15 protein-coding genes are annotated in these 15,407 nt (G+C 68.5%); 9 read left to right on the forward strand and 6 right to left on the reverse strand.

Features of this window, described 5'->3' with window-relative positions:
* From ZRA01_RS17875 to ZRA01_RS17915, 9 genes are all read left to right on the forward strand, one after another.
* Positions 1–2,287: LPS-assembly protein LptD (locus ZRA01_RS17875; RefSeq protein ID WP_246093738.1), on the forward strand; the 2,287-nt coding region annotated here is incomplete at its 5' end.
* A 16-nt stretch (positions 2,288–2,303) separates the two neighbouring features.
* Positions 2,304–3,605: a peptidylprolyl isomerase gene (locus ZRA01_RS17880; RefSeq protein ID WP_141354726.1), complete on the forward strand. Its 1,302-nt coding sequence runs from the start codon at positions 2,304–2,306 to the stop codon at positions 3,603–3,605.
* A 155-nt stretch (positions 3,606–3,760) separates the two neighbouring features.
* Positions 3,761–4,729 carry a 4-hydroxythreonine-4-phosphate dehydrogenase PdxA gene (gene pdxA, locus ZRA01_RS17885; protein ID WP_141354727.1) on the forward strand — a complete coding sequence of 323 codons (969 nt, stop codon included), beginning with the start codon at positions 3,761–3,763 and terminating at the stop codon, positions 4,727–4,729.
* A complete protein-coding gene (locus ZRA01_RS17890; protein WP_141354728.1) occupies positions 4,726–5,628 on the forward strand; it encodes a patatin-like phospholipase family protein in 903 nt (300 codons plus the stop codon). The genes pdxA and ZRA01_RS17890 overlap by 4 nt, the downstream gene beginning before the upstream one ends.
* A 49-nt stretch (positions 5,629–5,677) precedes the next feature.
* A complete protein-coding gene (gene rsmA / locus ZRA01_RS17895; protein ID WP_141354729.1) occupies positions 5,678–6,478 on the forward strand; it encodes a 16S rRNA (adenine(1518)-N(6)/adenine(1519)-N(6))-dimethyltransferase RsmA in 801 nt (266 codons plus the stop codon).
* Between the two features lie 211 nt (positions 6,479–6,689).
* Positions 6,690–6,896 carry a hypothetical protein gene (locus ZRA01_RS17900; protein ID WP_141354730.1) on the forward strand — a complete coding sequence of 69 codons (207 nt, stop codon included), beginning with the start codon at positions 6,690–6,692 and terminating at the stop codon, positions 6,894–6,896.
* Positions 6,897–7,127: 231 nt separating this feature from the next.
* Entirely contained in the window at positions 7,128–8,399 is a 1,272-nt protein-coding gene (locus ZRA01_RS17905; RefSeq protein ID WP_218028750.1) for an HlyD family secretion protein, read from the forward strand.
* A gap of 4 nt (positions 8,400–8,403) precedes the next feature.
* Entirely contained in the window at positions 8,404–10,584 is a 2,181-nt protein-coding gene (locus ZRA01_RS17910) for a peptidase domain-containing ABC transporter (RefSeq protein ID WP_141354731.1), read from the forward strand.
* A complete protein-coding gene (locus tag ZRA01_RS17915; protein WP_141354732.1) occupies positions 10,581–12,005 on the forward strand; it encodes a TolC family protein in 1,425 nt (474 codons plus the stop codon). The genes ZRA01_RS17910 and ZRA01_RS17915 overlap by 4 nt, the downstream gene beginning before the upstream one ends.
* 80 nt (positions 12,006–12,085) lie before the next feature.
* On the opposite strand, the gene ZRA01_RS17920 is transcribed toward ZRA01_RS17915, so the two are convergent.
* The 6 genes from ZRA01_RS17920 to ZRA01_RS17945 all read right to left on the reverse strand — a co-directional run.
* Complete coding sequence (locus ZRA01_RS17920; protein WP_141354733.1) at positions 12,086–12,280, reverse strand: YgaP family membrane protein; 195 nt, start codon at positions 12,278–12,280, stop codon at positions 12,086–12,088.
* A 96-nt stretch (positions 12,281–12,376) separates the two neighbouring features.
* Positions 12,377–13,054 (reverse strand): Crp/Fnr family transcriptional regulator, encoded by a 678-nt coding sequence (locus tag ZRA01_RS17925; RefSeq protein ID WP_141354734.1) that lies wholly within the window; start codon positions 13,052–13,054, stop codon positions 12,377–12,379.
* Entirely contained in the window at positions 13,051–13,812 is a 762-nt protein-coding gene (gene xth, locus ZRA01_RS17930; RefSeq protein WP_141354735.1) for an exodeoxyribonuclease III, read from the reverse strand. Before xth ends, ZRA01_RS17925 begins: the two co-directional genes overlap by 4 nt.
* A 259-nt stretch (positions 13,813–14,071) precedes the next feature.
* Entirely contained in the window at positions 14,072–14,587 is a 516-nt protein-coding gene (locus tag ZRA01_RS17935; protein ID WP_141354736.1) for a DUF2335 domain-containing protein, read from the reverse strand.
* Entirely contained in the window at positions 14,571–14,876 is a 306-nt protein-coding gene (locus tag ZRA01_RS17940; protein WP_141354737.1) for a hypothetical protein, read from the reverse strand. Before ZRA01_RS17940 ends, ZRA01_RS17935 begins: the two co-directional genes overlap by 17 nt.
* A 228-nt stretch (positions 14,877–15,104) precedes the next feature.
* The coding region (locus tag ZRA01_RS17945; RefSeq protein WP_141354738.1) for a recombinase family protein at positions 15,105–15,407 on the reverse strand (303 nt) is incomplete at its 5' end.

A 15,407-nucleotide genomic window follows, 5' to 3' on the forward strand; every position in this document is an offset into this window, starting at 1 on the left:
GGCTGCCGGCCGGACGGCCCGCGTGGTGGTGGCGCCCGTCGCCGCCCCCGCCCCCGCCCCCGCCGCTGCGCCGGCCGCACCCGGTGCGACGCGCATCACCGCCGACAAGGTTTTCGGCCGCCAGGACGTGGACGCGGTCGCCGAAGGCTCGGCGGTGCTCATCCGCGACAACACCCGGGTCGAAGGCGACAGCCTGCATTACTTCGAGCTGACCGACGAGGTTGAGGCCAGCGGCAAGGTGCGCGTCAGCCGCGGCACCGACGAGATGACCGGGCCCCACGCCCGGGTCAAGGTGGGCCAGCAGGTCGGCGTGTTCGAGTCGCCCGACTATGCGATCAGCCGCCCGGCGCGCCCGGCGCCCCCCGGCCAGGTGCTGCTGCCGGGGCAGTTCACGCCGCGGGCCCAGCAGCCGCTCACCGGCCACGGCTCGGCCGAGAAGCTCTACCTGGAAGGCGAGAACCAGTTCCGCTTCACCAACGCCACCTGGACCAGCTGCAAGCCCGACCAGCCCGACTGGTACCTGAAGGCCAGCGAGCTCGACCTCGACTACGACTCCAACGTGGGCGAGGCGCGGGGCGGCACCATGTTCTTCAAGGGCGTGCCGCTGGGCTACCTGCCGTGGGCCGATTTCCCGCTGGCCGACCAGCGCCGCTCCGGCGTGCTGTCGCCCACCTTCGGCACCTCCAACAAGGTTGGCTTCGACCTCACGGTGCCCTATTACTTCAACCTCGCACCCAACTACGACGACACGCTCACCTTCCGCTACATGGGCCGCCGGGGCCTGCAGCTGCGCAACGAGGCGCGTTACTTCACGCCCGACTACAAGGGCTACAGCTTCATCGAGTACATGCCCGAGGATCAGGTCGAGGGCCGCAGCCGCTATGCCGGCAACGTGCGCCACGACCACAACTTTGGCGGCGGCTGGTCGGGCAATGTGAACTTTTCCGGGGTGTCCGACCCCCGTTACTTCATCGACCTGAGCTCGCGCCTGCACCTCACGTCCCAGGTTCACCTTCCCCGCGAGGCCCGGCTCAGCTACGGTGGCGGGGGTTGGTGGACGGCCAGCGGCCTGCTGCAGTCCTTCCAGACCCTGCAAGACCCGAAGACCAACGTGAAGGTCGGCGAGCCCTACAAGCGCCTGCCCCAGCTCACGCTCACCGCCAACCGCCCCGAACTCCCCGGCGGCGCGACCTTCATGCTGGCCAGCGAGTTCGTCGACTTCCACCACACCCAGTTCACCCGCGGCCAGCGCGTCACCGCCTACCCGCAGCTCGCGCTGCCCCTGCAGACGGCGGCCTTCTACATCACGCCCAAGATCGGCCTCCATGCCACCCGCTACGAGATCGAGCGGCGTAACGGTGACACCGGCGACGAATCCCTCAGCCGCACCCTGCCGATCCTGTCGGTGGATAGCGGCGTGACCTTCGAGCGGGAAACCACTTTCGCCGGCACCGACTACATCCAGACCCTCGAGCCGCGGGTGTATTACCTTTACGTGCCCTACCGCGACCAGTCCCAGTTCCCCAACTTCGATTCGGGCTACTACGACTTCAACTTTGCACAGATCTTCGCCGAAAACGTGTACACCGGCGGCGACCGCATCTCCAACGCCAACCAGGTCACCACGGCGCTGCAGACCCGCCTGATCGACCCGGCGAGCGGCGCCGAAAAAATCCGCGCGGCCATCGGCCAGCGTTACTACATGGTCGATCAGCGCGTCTCCCTCAACCAGAACAGCCCGGTGCGCACTGGCAAGCAGGCCGACCTGCTGGCCGCCTTCAGCGCCACCTTCGCGCCCAAGACCACCCTCGACACGGCCTGGCAGTACAACCCGCGGGACAGCTGGACCGAGCGCTTCAACTTCGGAGTGCGCTTTCAGCCGGCCTACGCCAAGGCGCTGGGGGTCAGCTGGCGCTACCGCCGCAACTACTCCACCGTGGCGGGCTCGCCCGACGGCTTCCGCGACCTCGACATCACCGGCCAGTGGCCCCTGTGGGGCAACTGGTACGGCGTCGGCCGCTACAATCGCAACCTGCGCGATCACCGCCTCACCCAGGGCATCGCCGGCCTCGAGTACAACGGCGGCTGCTGGGTGTTCCGCGGCGTGGTGCAGCACCTGACCACCAGCGCCACCGACTCGACCCGCTCCCTGTTCTTCCAGCTCGAGTTCAACGGCGCCGGCAGCATCGGGTCGAGCCCGCTCAACGTGCTCAAGCGCAGCGTGCCCGGTTACGCCAAGATCAACGACGGCTCCACGCCCTTCGTCGGTGACGACGACGATCTCTGAAAGAACTCCCCGACCCATGAAACTCATCGTCTCCCTGCTTGCCGCCTCCCTGCTTGCCCACACGGCCCTGGCTGCCGATCAGGCCATCGAGGTGGACCGCATCGTCGCGGTCGTGAACAGCGACGTCATCACCCGCACCGAGCTGCGCCAGCGGGTCGAACAGGTCACCCGCCAGCTGAGCCGCCAGGGCACGTCGCTGCCGCCGGCCGACGTGCTCGAACGCCAGGTGCTGGAGCGCCAGATCGTCGAGCGCCTGCAGCTGCAGCTCGCCGGCGAAACCTCCCTGCGGGTCGATGACGTCGCCCTCGACCGGGCTCTCGGTCGCATCGCCGACAACAACCGCATGTCCATGACCGACTTCCGCAAGGCCCTCGAGAAGGACGGCATCAGCTGGGAGCGCTTCCGCGACGAAGTCCGCAACGAGATGCTGCTCGGCCGGGTGCGCGAGCGTGAGGTGGAGAGCCGCATCGTCGTCTCCGACGCCGAGGTGGTGAACTACCTCTCCAACCCCGACAATGCCGCCATCGGCCAGGAAGAGTTCAACCTCTCCCACATCCTGTTCCGGGCGCCCGAGGGCGCCAGCCCCGAACAGCTCGCCCGCCTGCGCGCCAAGGCCGAAGACGTGGCGGCCCGGGTGGCCCGCGGCGAGGCCTTCGACAAGCTGGCCGCCAGCTATTCCGACGCGCCGGATGCGCTCTCGGGCGGCAACCTCGGCTGGCGCAGCGCCGAGCGCCTGCCCGGCCTGTTCGCCGAGGCCGTCTCTGGGCTCAAGCCGGGCGACACCACGCCCATCCTGCGCAGCGCCGCCGGCTTCCACCTGGTCAAGGTGGTCGGCCGCAAGGGTGGCAGCCAGGCCGCGGTCCCGAGCCAGGTCCAGCAGACCCACGCCCGCCACATCCTCATCAAGACCAGCGAGATCGTCTCCGACGCCGACGCCCGCCGCCGCCTCGTCGACCTCCGCGAGCGCGTCGTCCAGGGCGGTGCCAGCTTTGCCGACCTGGCCCGCCAGCACTCGGCCGACATCTCCGCCGCCAAGGGGGGGGATCTGGGCTGGATCTACCCGGGCGACACCGTGCCCGAGTTCGAGCAGGTCATGGACGCCCTCAAGCCGGGCGAGATCAGCCAGCCGGTCCAGTCGCCCTTCGGCTGGCACCTGATCGTCGTCGAAGAACGCCGCGTGCAGGACGTCTCCGACGACCGCAAGCGCGCTGCCGCCCGCAACGCCCTGCGCGAACGCAAGTCCGAGGAAGCCTTCCAGGACTGGCTGCGCCAGCTCCGCGACCGGGCCTACGTGGAGTACCGGCTGGAAGATCGCTGATCGCTCGGGGAGTGGGAAGTGGGGGCGAAGGCTGATGCCGCCGCGCCCCGCCAGGCACCTGGACCACTCCGAGCCCGCTCCCCGCTTCGCCGCCAGCGCACACCCGCTCAGCCCGCCCCCTCCTATTTCCCACTACCCATTTCCCATTCCCCAACATGATCCTCGCCATCACCAGCGGTGAGCCGGCCGGCGTCGGGCCCGAGCTCTGTGCGGCCCTTGTGCAGCGTGACTGGCCGGCGCGGCTGGTCGTCATCGGTGACCGCCAGCTGATCGCCGAGCGCGTTCACGCGGTGGCGCCGGATGTCCCGGTCCTCGATTACGCGCCCGGCGCCGCGCCCACGCCCGGCAGCCTCGAGGTGCTCCACGTGCCGCTGGCGGTGCCGGCGGTGGCGGGGCGGCTCGACGCCGCCAACGGCCGCTACGTGCTCGACGTGCTCGACCGGGCCATTGCCGGCTGCAAGTCGGGCGAGTTTGCCGGCATGGTCACCGCGCCGGTGCACAAGGGCATCATCTGCGAGGCCGGCGTGCCGTTTTCGGGCCACACCGAATACCTCGCCGAGGCCACCGCCACCCCGCTGGTGGTGATGATGCTGGTGGGCGGCGGCCTGCGCGTGGCCCTCGCCACCACCCACCTGCCGCTCAAGGACGTCCCCGCGGCGATCACCCGCCCGCTCCTCACCGACACCCTGCGCATCCTGCACGCCGATCTCAGCCAGCGCTTCAGCCTGCCGGCGCCACGCATCCTGGTGGCTGGCCTCAACCCCCACGCGGGGGAGGGCGGCCACATGGGCACCGAGGAGATCGAGGTGATCACGCCGGTGCTCGACGCCCTGCGCGCCGAGGGCATGAAGCTCATCGGCCCGCTGCCCGCCGACACCCTGTTCGTGCCCCACACCCTGCAGCAGGGCGACGCGGTGCTCGCCATGTACCACGACCAGGGCCTGCCGGTGCTCAAGCACGCCAGCTTCGGCGGCGGCGTCAACGTCACCCTCGGGCTGCCCATCGTGCGCACCTCCGTTGACCACGGCACCGCCCTCGACCTGGCCGGCACCGGCCGCGCCGACCCGGGCAGCCTGTTCGCCGCCATCGAGCTGGCCATCGCGATGGCCGGCGGCCGGCCATGAGCGCCCCGACGCGCCGGCGCCTGCTGCTTGCCGCCGGGGCCGCCCTCGGCCTCGCCGCCTGTGGGGCCCAGCCGACCAAGCCCGACACGCCCACGCCGCGCCCGGCCGCCCCGCGCAAACCTCGCGTTGCGCTGGCCCTGGGCGGCGGCGCGGCTCGCGGCTTCGCCCACATCGGCGTCATCAAGGCCCTCGAGACCAGCGGCATCAGTGTTGACGTGGTCGTCGGCACCAGCGCCGGCTCGGTGGTCGGCGCGCTTTACGCTGCCGGGCACGGCCCCTTCGAGCTGCAGAAGCTGGCGATCCAGCTCGATGAAGCCTCTGTTACCGACTGGAGCCTGTTCGACCGTGGCCTGATCAAGGGCGAGGCGCTGGAGCGCTTCATCAACACCCACGTGGGCGGCCGCCCGATCGAGGGCCTGCGCCGGCGTTTTGCGGCGGTCGCCACCGACCTGCAGAGCGGCGAGCCCATCGTGTTCCAGCGCGGCAACACTGGCACCGCGGTGCGCGCCTCGTCGTCGATCCCCGGGGTGTTTCCGCCGGTCACGATTGGCGGGCGTGAATACGTGGACGGCGGCCTCGTCGCGCCGATTCCGGTGCGCGCGGCCCGCGGGCTGGGCGCCGATGTGGTCGTCGCCGTCGACATCTCCAGCCGCCCCAGTGGCAAGACCAAGGCCGGCAATCTCGACCTGCTCCTCGACACCATCGCCATCATGGGCGGCGCGATGGGCAAGACCGAGCTCGCCGCCGCCGACGTGGTGATCCGGCCCGAGCTGCGGGGCCTGCCCGCCACCAATTTCCAGCAGCGCCACGAGGCCATCCTCGAAGGCGAGAAGGCCGGCTTCGCCGCCATCGCCCGGGTGCGCGACGCCATCGCCGCCTGGGAGCGCAAGCACAACTGAACACCCATCGCCGGCCCCGGGGCCGGTGATGCCCCGAGAGGACACCCGGATGAGCGACCAACACCTCGCGCGCAAGCGCTTCGGCCAGAACTTCCTGTCCGACCCCAACATCATCCGCAAGATCATCGAGGCGATCCGCCCGCTGCCGGGCGACCGCATGGTCGAGATCGGCCCCGGCCTCGGCGCGATGACCGAGCCCCTGATGGCCCGCCTCGACCACCTGCACGTGGTCGAGATCGACCGCGACCTGATCGCCCGCCTCAAGACCGCCCACTCGCCCGACAAGCTGACGATCCACGAGGGCGACGCCCTCAAGTTCGACTTCGGCAGCCTGGTGGCCGACGGCGCGCCGCTGCGGGTGGTCGGCAACCTGCCCTACAACATCTCTACGCCTATCCTGTTCCACCTGTCGGCCTACGCCGAGCGGGTCAAGGACATGACCTTCATGCTGCAGAAGGAGGTGATCATGCGGATGGTGGCCGAGCCGGGCACCGAGGAGTACGGCCGCCTGTCGGTGATGCTGCAGTACCGCTACAACATGGGGCGCCTGTTCGACGTGCCGCCCGGCGCCTTCCGCCCGGCGCCCAAGGTGATGTCGAGCATCGTCCGGATGGTGCCGCGGCCGGTGGCCGAATGCACTGCGGTCGACGAGGCCCTGCTCGGCAAGGTCGTCACCGCCGCCTTCGGCCAGCGCCGCAAGACGCTGCGCAACACGCTCAAGGATCTGCTCGACGAAGCCGGCTTCGCCGAACTCGGCGTCGACCCGGGGCTGCGCGGCGAGCGGCTGGATGTGGCCACCTTTGTCCGGATCGCCAATTACATTGCCGGGCAAGGTGCGGCTGCAGCCTGATGGGCGCGGGATGTGCCAAATGCATGATTATACGTTTTCACTAAAAAATATAAAAAGTGATAAAAACAATTAAGTAAGGTGAATTAGAAGGATATTTCACGATTCTGGAATTTGATTGAGGCTATAGTGGGTTCACCGCGTAATTACTCATTTCGGGTGATCGGGCGGTGCGAAATCAAAATTATTTCACTCACTCTCAAGAGGTTTCAAAATGGCTATTCGCGAGCTCTCCTCCCAGGAAGTCCAGAACGTTTCCGGTGGCACCTTCGGCCTGCTGAGCGGCCTGTTCTCCTTCAAGCTGAACCTGCTGAGCAGCTTCTTCGGCCGTAGCTCCTGCTACACCCCGGCGCCGGCTCCGAGCCCCTGCCAGCCCGCTCCGACCACCTGCCAGCCGGCCCCGAAGCCCTGCGGCTGCTGATTCACGCCCCGCGTGATGCCGGGATGATCGCAACCTCCGGGTGAGCGTTCTCCCACGACGGGCCACCCCACGGTGGCCCGTTGCCGTTTCTAGGTTTAAACACCCCGCCCGGGCATTCCTCACGCTTTGACGGCCGACTCGCAGGCGCTGCGGGAATAGTTCAAGGCGCCCGACCGGCGTGCGTGCGACCCTGCGCTCCGTGACCCAGCCTGGCCTGCCCCCGTTCCCCCCGTGAAAGACGACTCCCTGTTCCGCACCGAAGCCCTCGATGCCCAGCGCACCAACTGGCTCGGGCCGGTCTCGCTCAGCCAGCCCCTGTCCTTTTCGGTGTTCGCCGCGATCGCCCTGCTGGCCACCCTGCTGCTCGTCGCCTTCTTCGCCTTCGGCAGCTACACCAAGCGCACCACGGTAACCGGCCAGCTGCTGCCGGCGGGCGGGTGGTCGAAGGTGTATCCGAATCAGGCCGGCGTGGTGGTGGAGAAGCGCGTCACGGAGGGCCAGGCGGTGCGCGAGGGCGACGTGCTCTACGTGTTGTCGCTGGAGCGCAAGAGCGACGCCGCGCCCGGCGGCCTGGCCAGCATCACCGGGCAGGTCGAGGCGCGCCGCGACAGCCTGCGCAGCGAGCTCGGCAAGACCCGCTCGATCCAGCAGGAGCAGCTCACCGCGCTCACCCGCAAGCAGGCGGCCTACGAGGCCGAGCTGCGGGTGATCGAGCAGTCCATCGAAGGCCAGCGCGCCCGGGTGGCCCTGGCCCAGGACACCCTGCAGCGCTACCGCGGCCTGCTTGAAAAGGATTACATCGCCGGCGAGCAGGTGCAGCTGCGCGAGGCCGACCTGATCGACCAGCGTTCCCGGCTGCAGGGGCTGGAGCGGGAACGCCTCAACGCCCAGCGCGAGCTGACCCTGCTGCGCGGCGAGCGCGAGCGCCTGCCCCTGGAGCAATCCCGCCAGCTCGCCGAGATCAACCGCAGCATCTCAAGTTCGGATCAGGAGCTCACCGAGAGCGAGCTGCGCCGCCGCCTTCACGTGCTCGCGCCGCGGGACGGGGTGGTGACCGCGGTGACCGCCGAGGTCGGCCACGCGGTGGACCCGAGCCGGCCGGTGCTGTCCATCGTGCCGCCGGGGGCGCGCCTGCAGGCCCAGCTGTTCGCCCCCAGCAAGGCGGTGGGCTTCGTGCGCGGCGGCGAGGCGGTGATGCTGCGCTTCGATGCCTACCCCTACCAGAAATTCGGCCACACCGCCGGGCGCGTCACCGAGGTGGCCCGGGTGGCGCTGACCGGCCAGGACCTGTCGGCCCTCGGCCTGCCGGGCCTCGACGCCACCGGTGCCGGCGAGCCGCTGTACCGGATCACCGTGGACCTGTCGGCCCAGACCATCATGGCCTACGGCGAGGCCCGCCCCCTGCAGATCGGCATGCAGCTCGAGGCCGACATCATGCAGGAGCGCCGGAAGCTCTACGAATGGGTCCTGGAACCCCTCATCAGCATCACCGGGAAACTGTGAGCCCATGTCCCTGATTGCCCACCTGCCCGCCGCCTTCGGGCGCTCGCTCCCCGTCATCCTGCAGACCGAGGCCACCGAGTGCGGCCTGGCCTGCCTCGGCATGGTGTCGGGCTACCACGGCCGGCGCACCGACCTGCCCCAGCTGCGCCGGCAGTTTTCGATCTCCCAGCACGGCGCCACGCTGGGGCAGCTGATCGGCATCGCCAACGCCCTGGGCCTGGCCAGCCGGCCGCTGCGCCTCGACCTCGAAGACCTCGGCCAGCTGCGCACGCCGTGCATCCTGCACTGGAACCTCAACCACTTCGTGGTGCTCAAGAAGGTCGCCCGCCGCGGCATCTTCATCCACGATCCCGCCAGCGGCGGGCGCTGGGTGGCCCAGGACGAGATCTCCCGCAGCTTTACCGGCGTGGCCCTGGAGCTGTGGCCGACCGCCGACTTCCGCCCCTCCGCGCCGCCGCCGGCGATCCGCTTCCGCGACCTGATCGGCCGGGTGGACGGCCTGTTCAGCGCCGGCACCCAGGTGCTGATCCTGGCCGTCGCGCTGGAGGTCTTCGCGCTGGCCAGCCCCTTCTACCTGCAGTGGGTGATCGACCACGTGCTGGTGTCGGCCGACCGCGACCTGCTCACCACGCTGGCCCTCGGCTTCGGCCTGCTGCTCATCGTCCAGCAGGTGTTTTCGGCGCTGCGCTCGTGGATCCTGCTGCACATCGGCACCAATCTCAGCCTGCAGTGGCGCACCAATGTCTTTGCCCATCTGCTGCGTCTGCCGGTGCAGTATTTCGAGAAGCGCCACCTGGGCGACATCGTGTCGCGCTTCGGGGCGGTGGAGGAGATCCAGAGCAAGCTCACCGCGTCCTTCTTCTCGGCCCTCATCGACGGGCTGATGGCGAGCGTCACCCTGGCCATGATGTTCCTCTACAGCCCGCCGCTGGCCTGGATGGCGGTGGCGGCGATGCTCGCCTACGCGCTGATCCGCGCCCTGTGGTTCCGCCCGCTGCGCCTCGCCACCGAGCAGGAGATCGTCCACCACGCCAGCCAGCAGTCCCACTTTCTCGAGACTGTCCGCGGCATCAAGGCCGTCAAGCTGTTTCAGCGCCAGAACGAGCGCCGCTCGGGCTGGCTGAGCCTGGTGGCCGAGCAGGTGAACGCCGGGGTGCGCACCCAGCGCCTGTTCATCGCCTTCGAATCGATCAACGGCCTGCTGTTCGGGCTGGTCGGCATCGCCATCCTGTGGCTCGGCGCCCGCCAGACCCTCGACGGGCTGATGACGGTGGGCGTGCTGATGGCCTTCAAGGCCTACAAGGACCAGTTCGACGGCCGCGTTGCCGGGCTGATCGAAAAGTTCTTCGAGCTGCGCATGTTGCGCCTGCAGGGCGAGCGCCTCGCCGACATCGTGCTCACCCGCCCCGAATCCGACGCCCCGCCGCGCCCCGAGGCTGCCACCGCGGTGCCGGCGATCCGCCTGCAGGGCCTGCGCTTCCGCTACGCCGAGACCGACCCGTGGGTGGTGGACGGCATCGACCTGGAGATCCCGCCGGGCCAGTCGGTAGCCTTCGTCGGCCCCTCGGGCTGCGGCAAGACGACTCTCATCAACCTCATCCTCGGCGTCTTCCCGCCGGTCGAGGGCGACGTGCTGATCGGCGAGGCCAGCCTGCGCCGCAGCGGCGGCGAGGCGCCCCGGGCGCTGATCGGCACGGTGATGCAGGACGACACCCTGTTTGCCGGCTCCATCGCCGACAACATCTGCTTCTTCGACCCGGCGCCCGACCGCGCCCGCATCGAGGAGTGCGCCCGCCTGGCCCAGATCCACGACGAGATCGCCGCCATGGCGATGGGCTACCACACCCTGGTCGGCGACATGGGCACCGTGCTGTCGGGCGGCCAGAAGCAGCGCCTGTTCCTGGCTCGGGCGCTGTACAAGCAGCCGCGCATCCTGATCCTCGACGAAGCCACCAGCCACCTCGACGTGGACTGCGAGCAGGCCGTCAACCGGGCCATCCAGTCCCTCGCCCTGACCCGCATCCTCATCGCCCACCGGCCCGAGACCATCCTCAGCGCCGAGCGGGTGGTGGTGCTCACCGGCGGCAAGGTGGTGGACGACCTGAGCACCGCCGAGCTGCTGGCCCGCCAGGCCGCGGCCCCGGCCCCGGCCCCGGCCGAAACCGCCGCGGAGGCCGGCCGATGAAGCGCCTGCTGATCTCCCTCGTGCTGCTGGCGGTGTGGAGCAGCGCGCTGGCCTTCGACCCCCTGGCCAGCGAAGCTCGCCTCGCCGCGCTGCCGCCGCCGGGCCAGGTGCCGCTGGACGCCGAGCTCGTCGGTGGGCCGGAGTGCCCGGCGCCGGGTTTTGTCGGGAGCGGCCCGATCAGCCTCGCCGAAGTCGTCAAGCGGGCCCTCTGCCACGACCCGCGCACCCGCCAGGCCTGGGCCGAGAGCCGCCTGCAGGCGGCCCGGCTGGGCCTCGCCCGGGCGGCCTACCTGCCGACGGTGAACGCCACCCTGTCGAGGGCGCGTACCGGCCAGAGCATCGGACAGGGCGGCAGCACCGCCCGCAACGACGGTGCCACCCGCATCGCCCAGCTCGAGCTGGGCTGGAACCTGTTCGATTTCGGCCAGCGCGAGGCCAACGTCGAGAGCGCCCGCCAGACCCTCCAGGCCGCCGTCGCCAGCCAGGACCTCGGCGTGCAGACGGTTTTTCTGGATGCCGCCAACGCCTACTTCGCGCTCCTCGCCGCCCAGGGCGAGCTGGCGGTGGCCCGCGAGGTGGAGCGCATCAACCTGCAGAGCTTCATGGCCGCCGAGGCCAAGCACGCCGCCGGGGTGGGCGACCTCACCTCCAAGCTGCAGACCCAGACCGCCTTCGCCCAGGCCATCCTGGCCCGGGTGCGGGCCGAGGGCGCGGTGCGCAACGCCCAGGGCCGGCTGGCGGTGAGCGTCGGCGAATCCCCCGCGCGGCCCTTGACCGTGGACGCCGACGACGCCCGCCTGCCCGACACCGACTTCGTCAAGGGCATTGGCGAGATGCTCGAGATGGCCCAGCAGGCCCACCCCGAGCTGCGCGCCGCCCGTGCCCGCCTGGAGGCCGCCCGCGCCCGCAGCAACGCCGCCGGGCGGGCCTACCTGCCCACCCTCAGCCTCAGCGCCAGCCGCAGCCACACCGGCCGCGACTACACCAGCGCCGTGCCGGACATCGCCCAGCGCGACAGCAGCGTGGCGCTGCAGCTCGCGGTGCCGATCTTCGACGGCTTCGCCAAGCACTACCAGGTGCGCGCCGCCGAGGCCGACGTGGACCTCGCCCGGGCCGACCTGAAGAGCGTCGAGCAGCGGGTGGCGCTGGAGGTGTGGCAGGCCTTCCAGAGCCTGCAGAGCGAGACCGAGGCCCTCTCCAGCACCGAGAAGCTGCTCGGCTTCGCCACCAAGTCGCTGGAGGTGGCCCAGGGGCGCTTCAAGGCCGGGGTCGGCTCGACGCTGGAGCTGCTCGAAGCCCAGCGCGCGATGGCCGATGCCGCCCAGCAGCGCATCAATGCCCTCGCCAACTGGCGGGCCACGCGCCTGCGCCTGGCCACCAGCCTGGGGCGGATCGGCTTCTGGAGCGTGCGGGAGGGGTGAGCCCACCCGGCGCCCCTATTGGCGGCGGCGTAAACGAAAACGCCCGGCGCAAGGCCGGGCTTGGGCTGGGGCCGGGCGGCTCAGTCCTTTTTGAGCGGGCAGCTGTTGAAACCCAGCAGCGAATAGGCCGGGCAGGTGCCGAGCAGGCCGGTGGCCAGCGGCATCACGCCGATCCAGGCCCAGGCCGGGCCGTTGCCGACGGCGGCCCAGGCGATCAGGCCGAGGCCCGCGACGATACGCAGAATCTTGTCGATGCCACCCACGTTGTTTTTCATGATGCGCTCCTGATCCGTTGAGATGATGGCGCTATTTCAGCATTTGCTGATGGATGCGTCTGTAACCTTGGTTACACAGGGGCACCGCCGCGGGGCTCAGCCGCCGGCGATGCGGCGCAGGCCGGCCGGGTCGATGATGTCCACCTGCTCCCGGGCGAGGGCCACCAGGCCCTGCTCGGCGAAGCCCTTGAGCAGCCGGCTGACGATCTCGCGCACGCTGCCCAGCTCGTCGGCGAGCTGCTGGTGGGTGGTGTGCACGCTGCGCCCCTTGCCGAGCAGCAGCGCGGCGAGGCGCTGGTCGAGCTTGCGGAAGGCGACCTCCTCGATGAGCTGCATGAGGTCGGCGATGCGCTCGGAGAAGAGCTGGAAGATGAAGTCGCGAAAGGCCGCCTCGCCCAGCAGGGCCTGGAAGTCGGCATTGGGCACCAGCAGCAGGGTGGTGTCGGCCTCGGTCACGCCGCGGGCGTTGTAGGGCGTGTGGCCGAGCAGGCAGGCCGACGAGATGATGCAGGTCTCGCCCGGCGTGACCCGGTACAGCGGCAGCTCGCGGCCGTTGGGGGCGCTCTTTACGACCCGGATGCTGCCCGCCAGCACGAAGGGGAAGCCCTGGCAGGCCTGGCGCTCGTCGAACACGCTGGTGCCCGCCGGCACCTGCACCCGCCGGGCCCGTGCCTGCAGCCGCTCGCGGGCGGCGGCGGGCAGCTGCGAGAGCACCGGGTAGAGCGCGCTGAGGGGCGCGGCGCCAGCCTCATCGCCGGCCGCGGGGGCGCTCATGACGCGATCTCGACGACCACCGGGGCGTGGTCGGACGGGCGTTCGAGCTTGCGCGGGGTCTTGTCGACGAAGCAGGCGCTGCACTTTTCGGCGAGCGGCGCGGACAGCAGCAGGTGGTCGATGCGCAGGCCAACATTGCGGCGGAAGGCCATCATCCGGTAGTCCCACCACGAGAAGCTGCGCTCGTCCTGCTCGAAGAGCCGGAAGGCGTCGGTGAGGCCGAGGCCGAGCAGGGCCTTGAAGGCGTCGCGCTCGGGCACCGAGACATGGATCTCGTCCTTCCAGTCGGGGTGGGCGTCGCGGTCTTCGGGGGCCACGTTGTAGTCGCCGGCCAGCACCAGCTGCGGGGTGGCGGCCAGCTCGGCCTTGAGCCAGGCGGTGAGCGCCTCCAGCCAGGCCATCTTGTAGGCGAACTTGTCGGAGCCCACCGCCTGCCCGTTGGGGAAGTAGCCGCAGACGATGCGCACGCCGCCCAAGGTGCCGGCGATGATGCGCTTCTGCTCGTCGGCAAAGCCGGGGATGTCGAGAGTGACGTCGGCGAGGGGCTTCTTGCTGAGGATCGCCACGCCGTTGTAGGTCTTCTGCCCGTTGAACACGGCCTGGTAGCCGGTGGCCTCGATCTCGGCGAGGGGGAAGGCCTTGTTCTCGCACTTGAGCTCCTGCAGGCACAGGGCATCGGGCTGGTTGGCGGCCAGCCAGTCGAGCACGTGGGGCAGGCGGACCTTGAGGGAGTTGACGTTCCAGGTGGCGATCTTCATGGGGGCTTGCAATCCGGTGCTAGCAAGGCTTTGCGTTGTTGGGTGTGTTTCTAGCTACACATCTAGCTACACGCAGCCGAAGGGCTGGCCTTGATTGTGCCAGCCGGAAACGCGGCATGGAAGGAAACGGAAGGACCAAACGGAAAAGGGGCCTTCAGCCCCTTGTCGTCCCCCGTTCTGCCAGCACCACCTGGGAGCACTACAGATGAAAAAAGGCCGGCACCCTGTTTTTTGGGCTTCCCGGCCTAGTGCGAACGATTTACTTCTTTGGAGCCCTACGCTGGCGAGGCGCTGTACCATGGGGGGGAGGCATGGATGGATTCCCGCTTTTCAAGAAAATCCATGCCAAACCGATCACCCCACCTGCCCCGAAGAGCGTACCGGGCCATTCCTTGCCGTTACTAGCTAACAAATATCCTCCTCCCAGCGCCCCAGCACAAAGCAAAAAAGCAAACAGTTGCCCAAGCAATCGCGGGAAAAGTTCCGCCCAGATGGCGAGCCGTTCATTGCTAGCTAGATTGTCTCTAGCTCGAATATCTGAATCGAGGGCCTTGACGCTGCACTCATGTCGGTGCGCGCTCTCACGGTCGATGATGTCAATCATCTTGCTGCCAAGCCCATTTTCCGCCTCATTGTATTGAGCAATGATTTGAGGCGGTGGGTAAGGAAGATTTACTTGAGCTTGGTGAATCTCCAGTAAAGGCGGTCCGGATGCGCCACTCTCATCAAGGTTCGTGGGCGCATGTAGGGTCGTTTTTCTAGCTTGCGTTGACATGCGCTAGTTTCAGAGGATTTCGGTCAAGTGGGCGCCGATCAACTTTGTATGACCATTGGCGCGAATGATTTGAAGGCAAGACTTTGGCCTCAACCAGCACCTTGCAGATATCTTCAGCAACGCGTACTGCGTCTTGGTTCAGCACATAGGCCAAGTCCGTATCTGCCGAGTAAAGCTGCGGTACGCTCCGCAACTTGCTCTCGTAGTGCTTAATGGGCTCACTTGGGATCAAGGTGAAAACATCTCGCCCCCCTTTGATCACCGCACACCAGAAGCGTGATTTGTTCATGACTTCCCCCATTGTTTACATACAAGAAGCCGCATGGTTAGCGGCTTTATGTTGACTTAAGTATGCTTGACTAGTTCCTCTCTGGTCAATGACTTATGGCGTCGTTGACGCACTTGTAGTTGACAGGAGCAGCCTTAAGCATATAAGGATCGATACCGCTGGCGCGGAGTGTTATGGTCCTTTTGAGAGGCCCACAAGAGGCAGCAGATACCCCCACTGATGGGCCGTTCAGCTCTTGGAGCAAGCCCGTTTTACGCTCGCCGCCGAAATCCCGAAGTGCTCCGCCGTCGCCTTGATGCTGGCGGAGTTCTCGGCACGCCAGGCGCAGACGGCGGCATCGTCAATGCTCTTGGACCTTCCCAGGGCCTTGCCTTCGGCCTTGGCGCGTTCCAGGCCGGCGAGCTGGCGGGCCTTGAGGTTCTCCCGTTCCAGCTCCGCCACCGCGGCAAGCATGGTCAGCATGAGCTTGCCGGCGGGCGTCGCCAGGTCGAAGCCTTCCCGCATCGAAACCACCGACACGCCCTTAGCCCT

Origin of the sequence: Zoogloea ramigera, from assembly GCF_006539865.1 — a bacterium.
Taxonomy (GTDB): Bacteria; Pseudomonadota; Gammaproteobacteria; order Burkholderiales; family Rhodocyclaceae; genus Zoogloea; species Zoogloea ramigera.

Coding starts and splice junctions, on each gene's coding strand:
- ZRA01_RS17880 (WP_141354726.1), top strand. CDS start 2,304: ATGAAACTCATCGTCTCCCTGCTTGCCGCCTCCCTGCTTGCCCACACG.
- pdxA (WP_141354727.1), top strand. CDS start 3,761: ATGATCCTCGCCATCACCAGCGGTGAGCCGGCCGGCGTCGGGCCCGAG.
- ZRA01_RS17890 (WP_141354728.1), top strand. CDS start 4,726: ATGAGCGCCCCGACGCGCCGGCGCCTGCTGCTTGCCGCCGGGGCCGCC.
- rsmA (WP_141354729.1), top strand. CDS start 5,678: ATGAGCGACCAACACCTCGCGCGCAAGCGCTTCGGCCAGAACTTCCTG.
- ZRA01_RS17900 (WP_141354730.1), top strand. CDS start 6,690: ATGGCTATTCGCGAGCTCTCCTCCCAGGAAGTCCAGAACGTTTCCGGT.
- ZRA01_RS17910 (WP_141354731.1), top strand. CDS start 8,404: ATGTCCCTGATTGCCCACCTGCCCGCCGCCTTCGGGCGCTCGCTCCCC.
- ZRA01_RS17915 (WP_141354732.1), top strand. CDS start 10,581: ATGAAGCGCCTGCTGATCTCCCTCGTGCTGCTGGCGGTGTGGAGCAGC.
- ZRA01_RS17920 (WP_141354733.1), bottom strand. CDS start 12,280: ATGAAAAACAACGTGGGTGGCATCGACAAGATTCTGCGTATCGTCGCG.
- ZRA01_RS17925 (WP_141354734.1), bottom strand. CDS start 13,054: ATGAGCGCCCCCGCGGCCGGCGATGAGGCTGGCGCCGCGCCCCTCAGC.
- xth (WP_141354735.1), bottom strand. CDS start 13,812: ATGAAGATCGCCACCTGGAACGTCAACTCCCTCAAGGTCCGCCTGCCC.
- ZRA01_RS17935 (WP_141354736.1), bottom strand. CDS start 14,587: ATGTCAACGCAAGCTAGAAAAACGACCCTACATGCGCCCACGAACCTT.
- ZRA01_RS17940 (WP_141354737.1), bottom strand. CDS start 14,876: ATGAACAAATCACGCTTCTGGTGTGCGGTGATCAAAGGGGGGCGAGAT.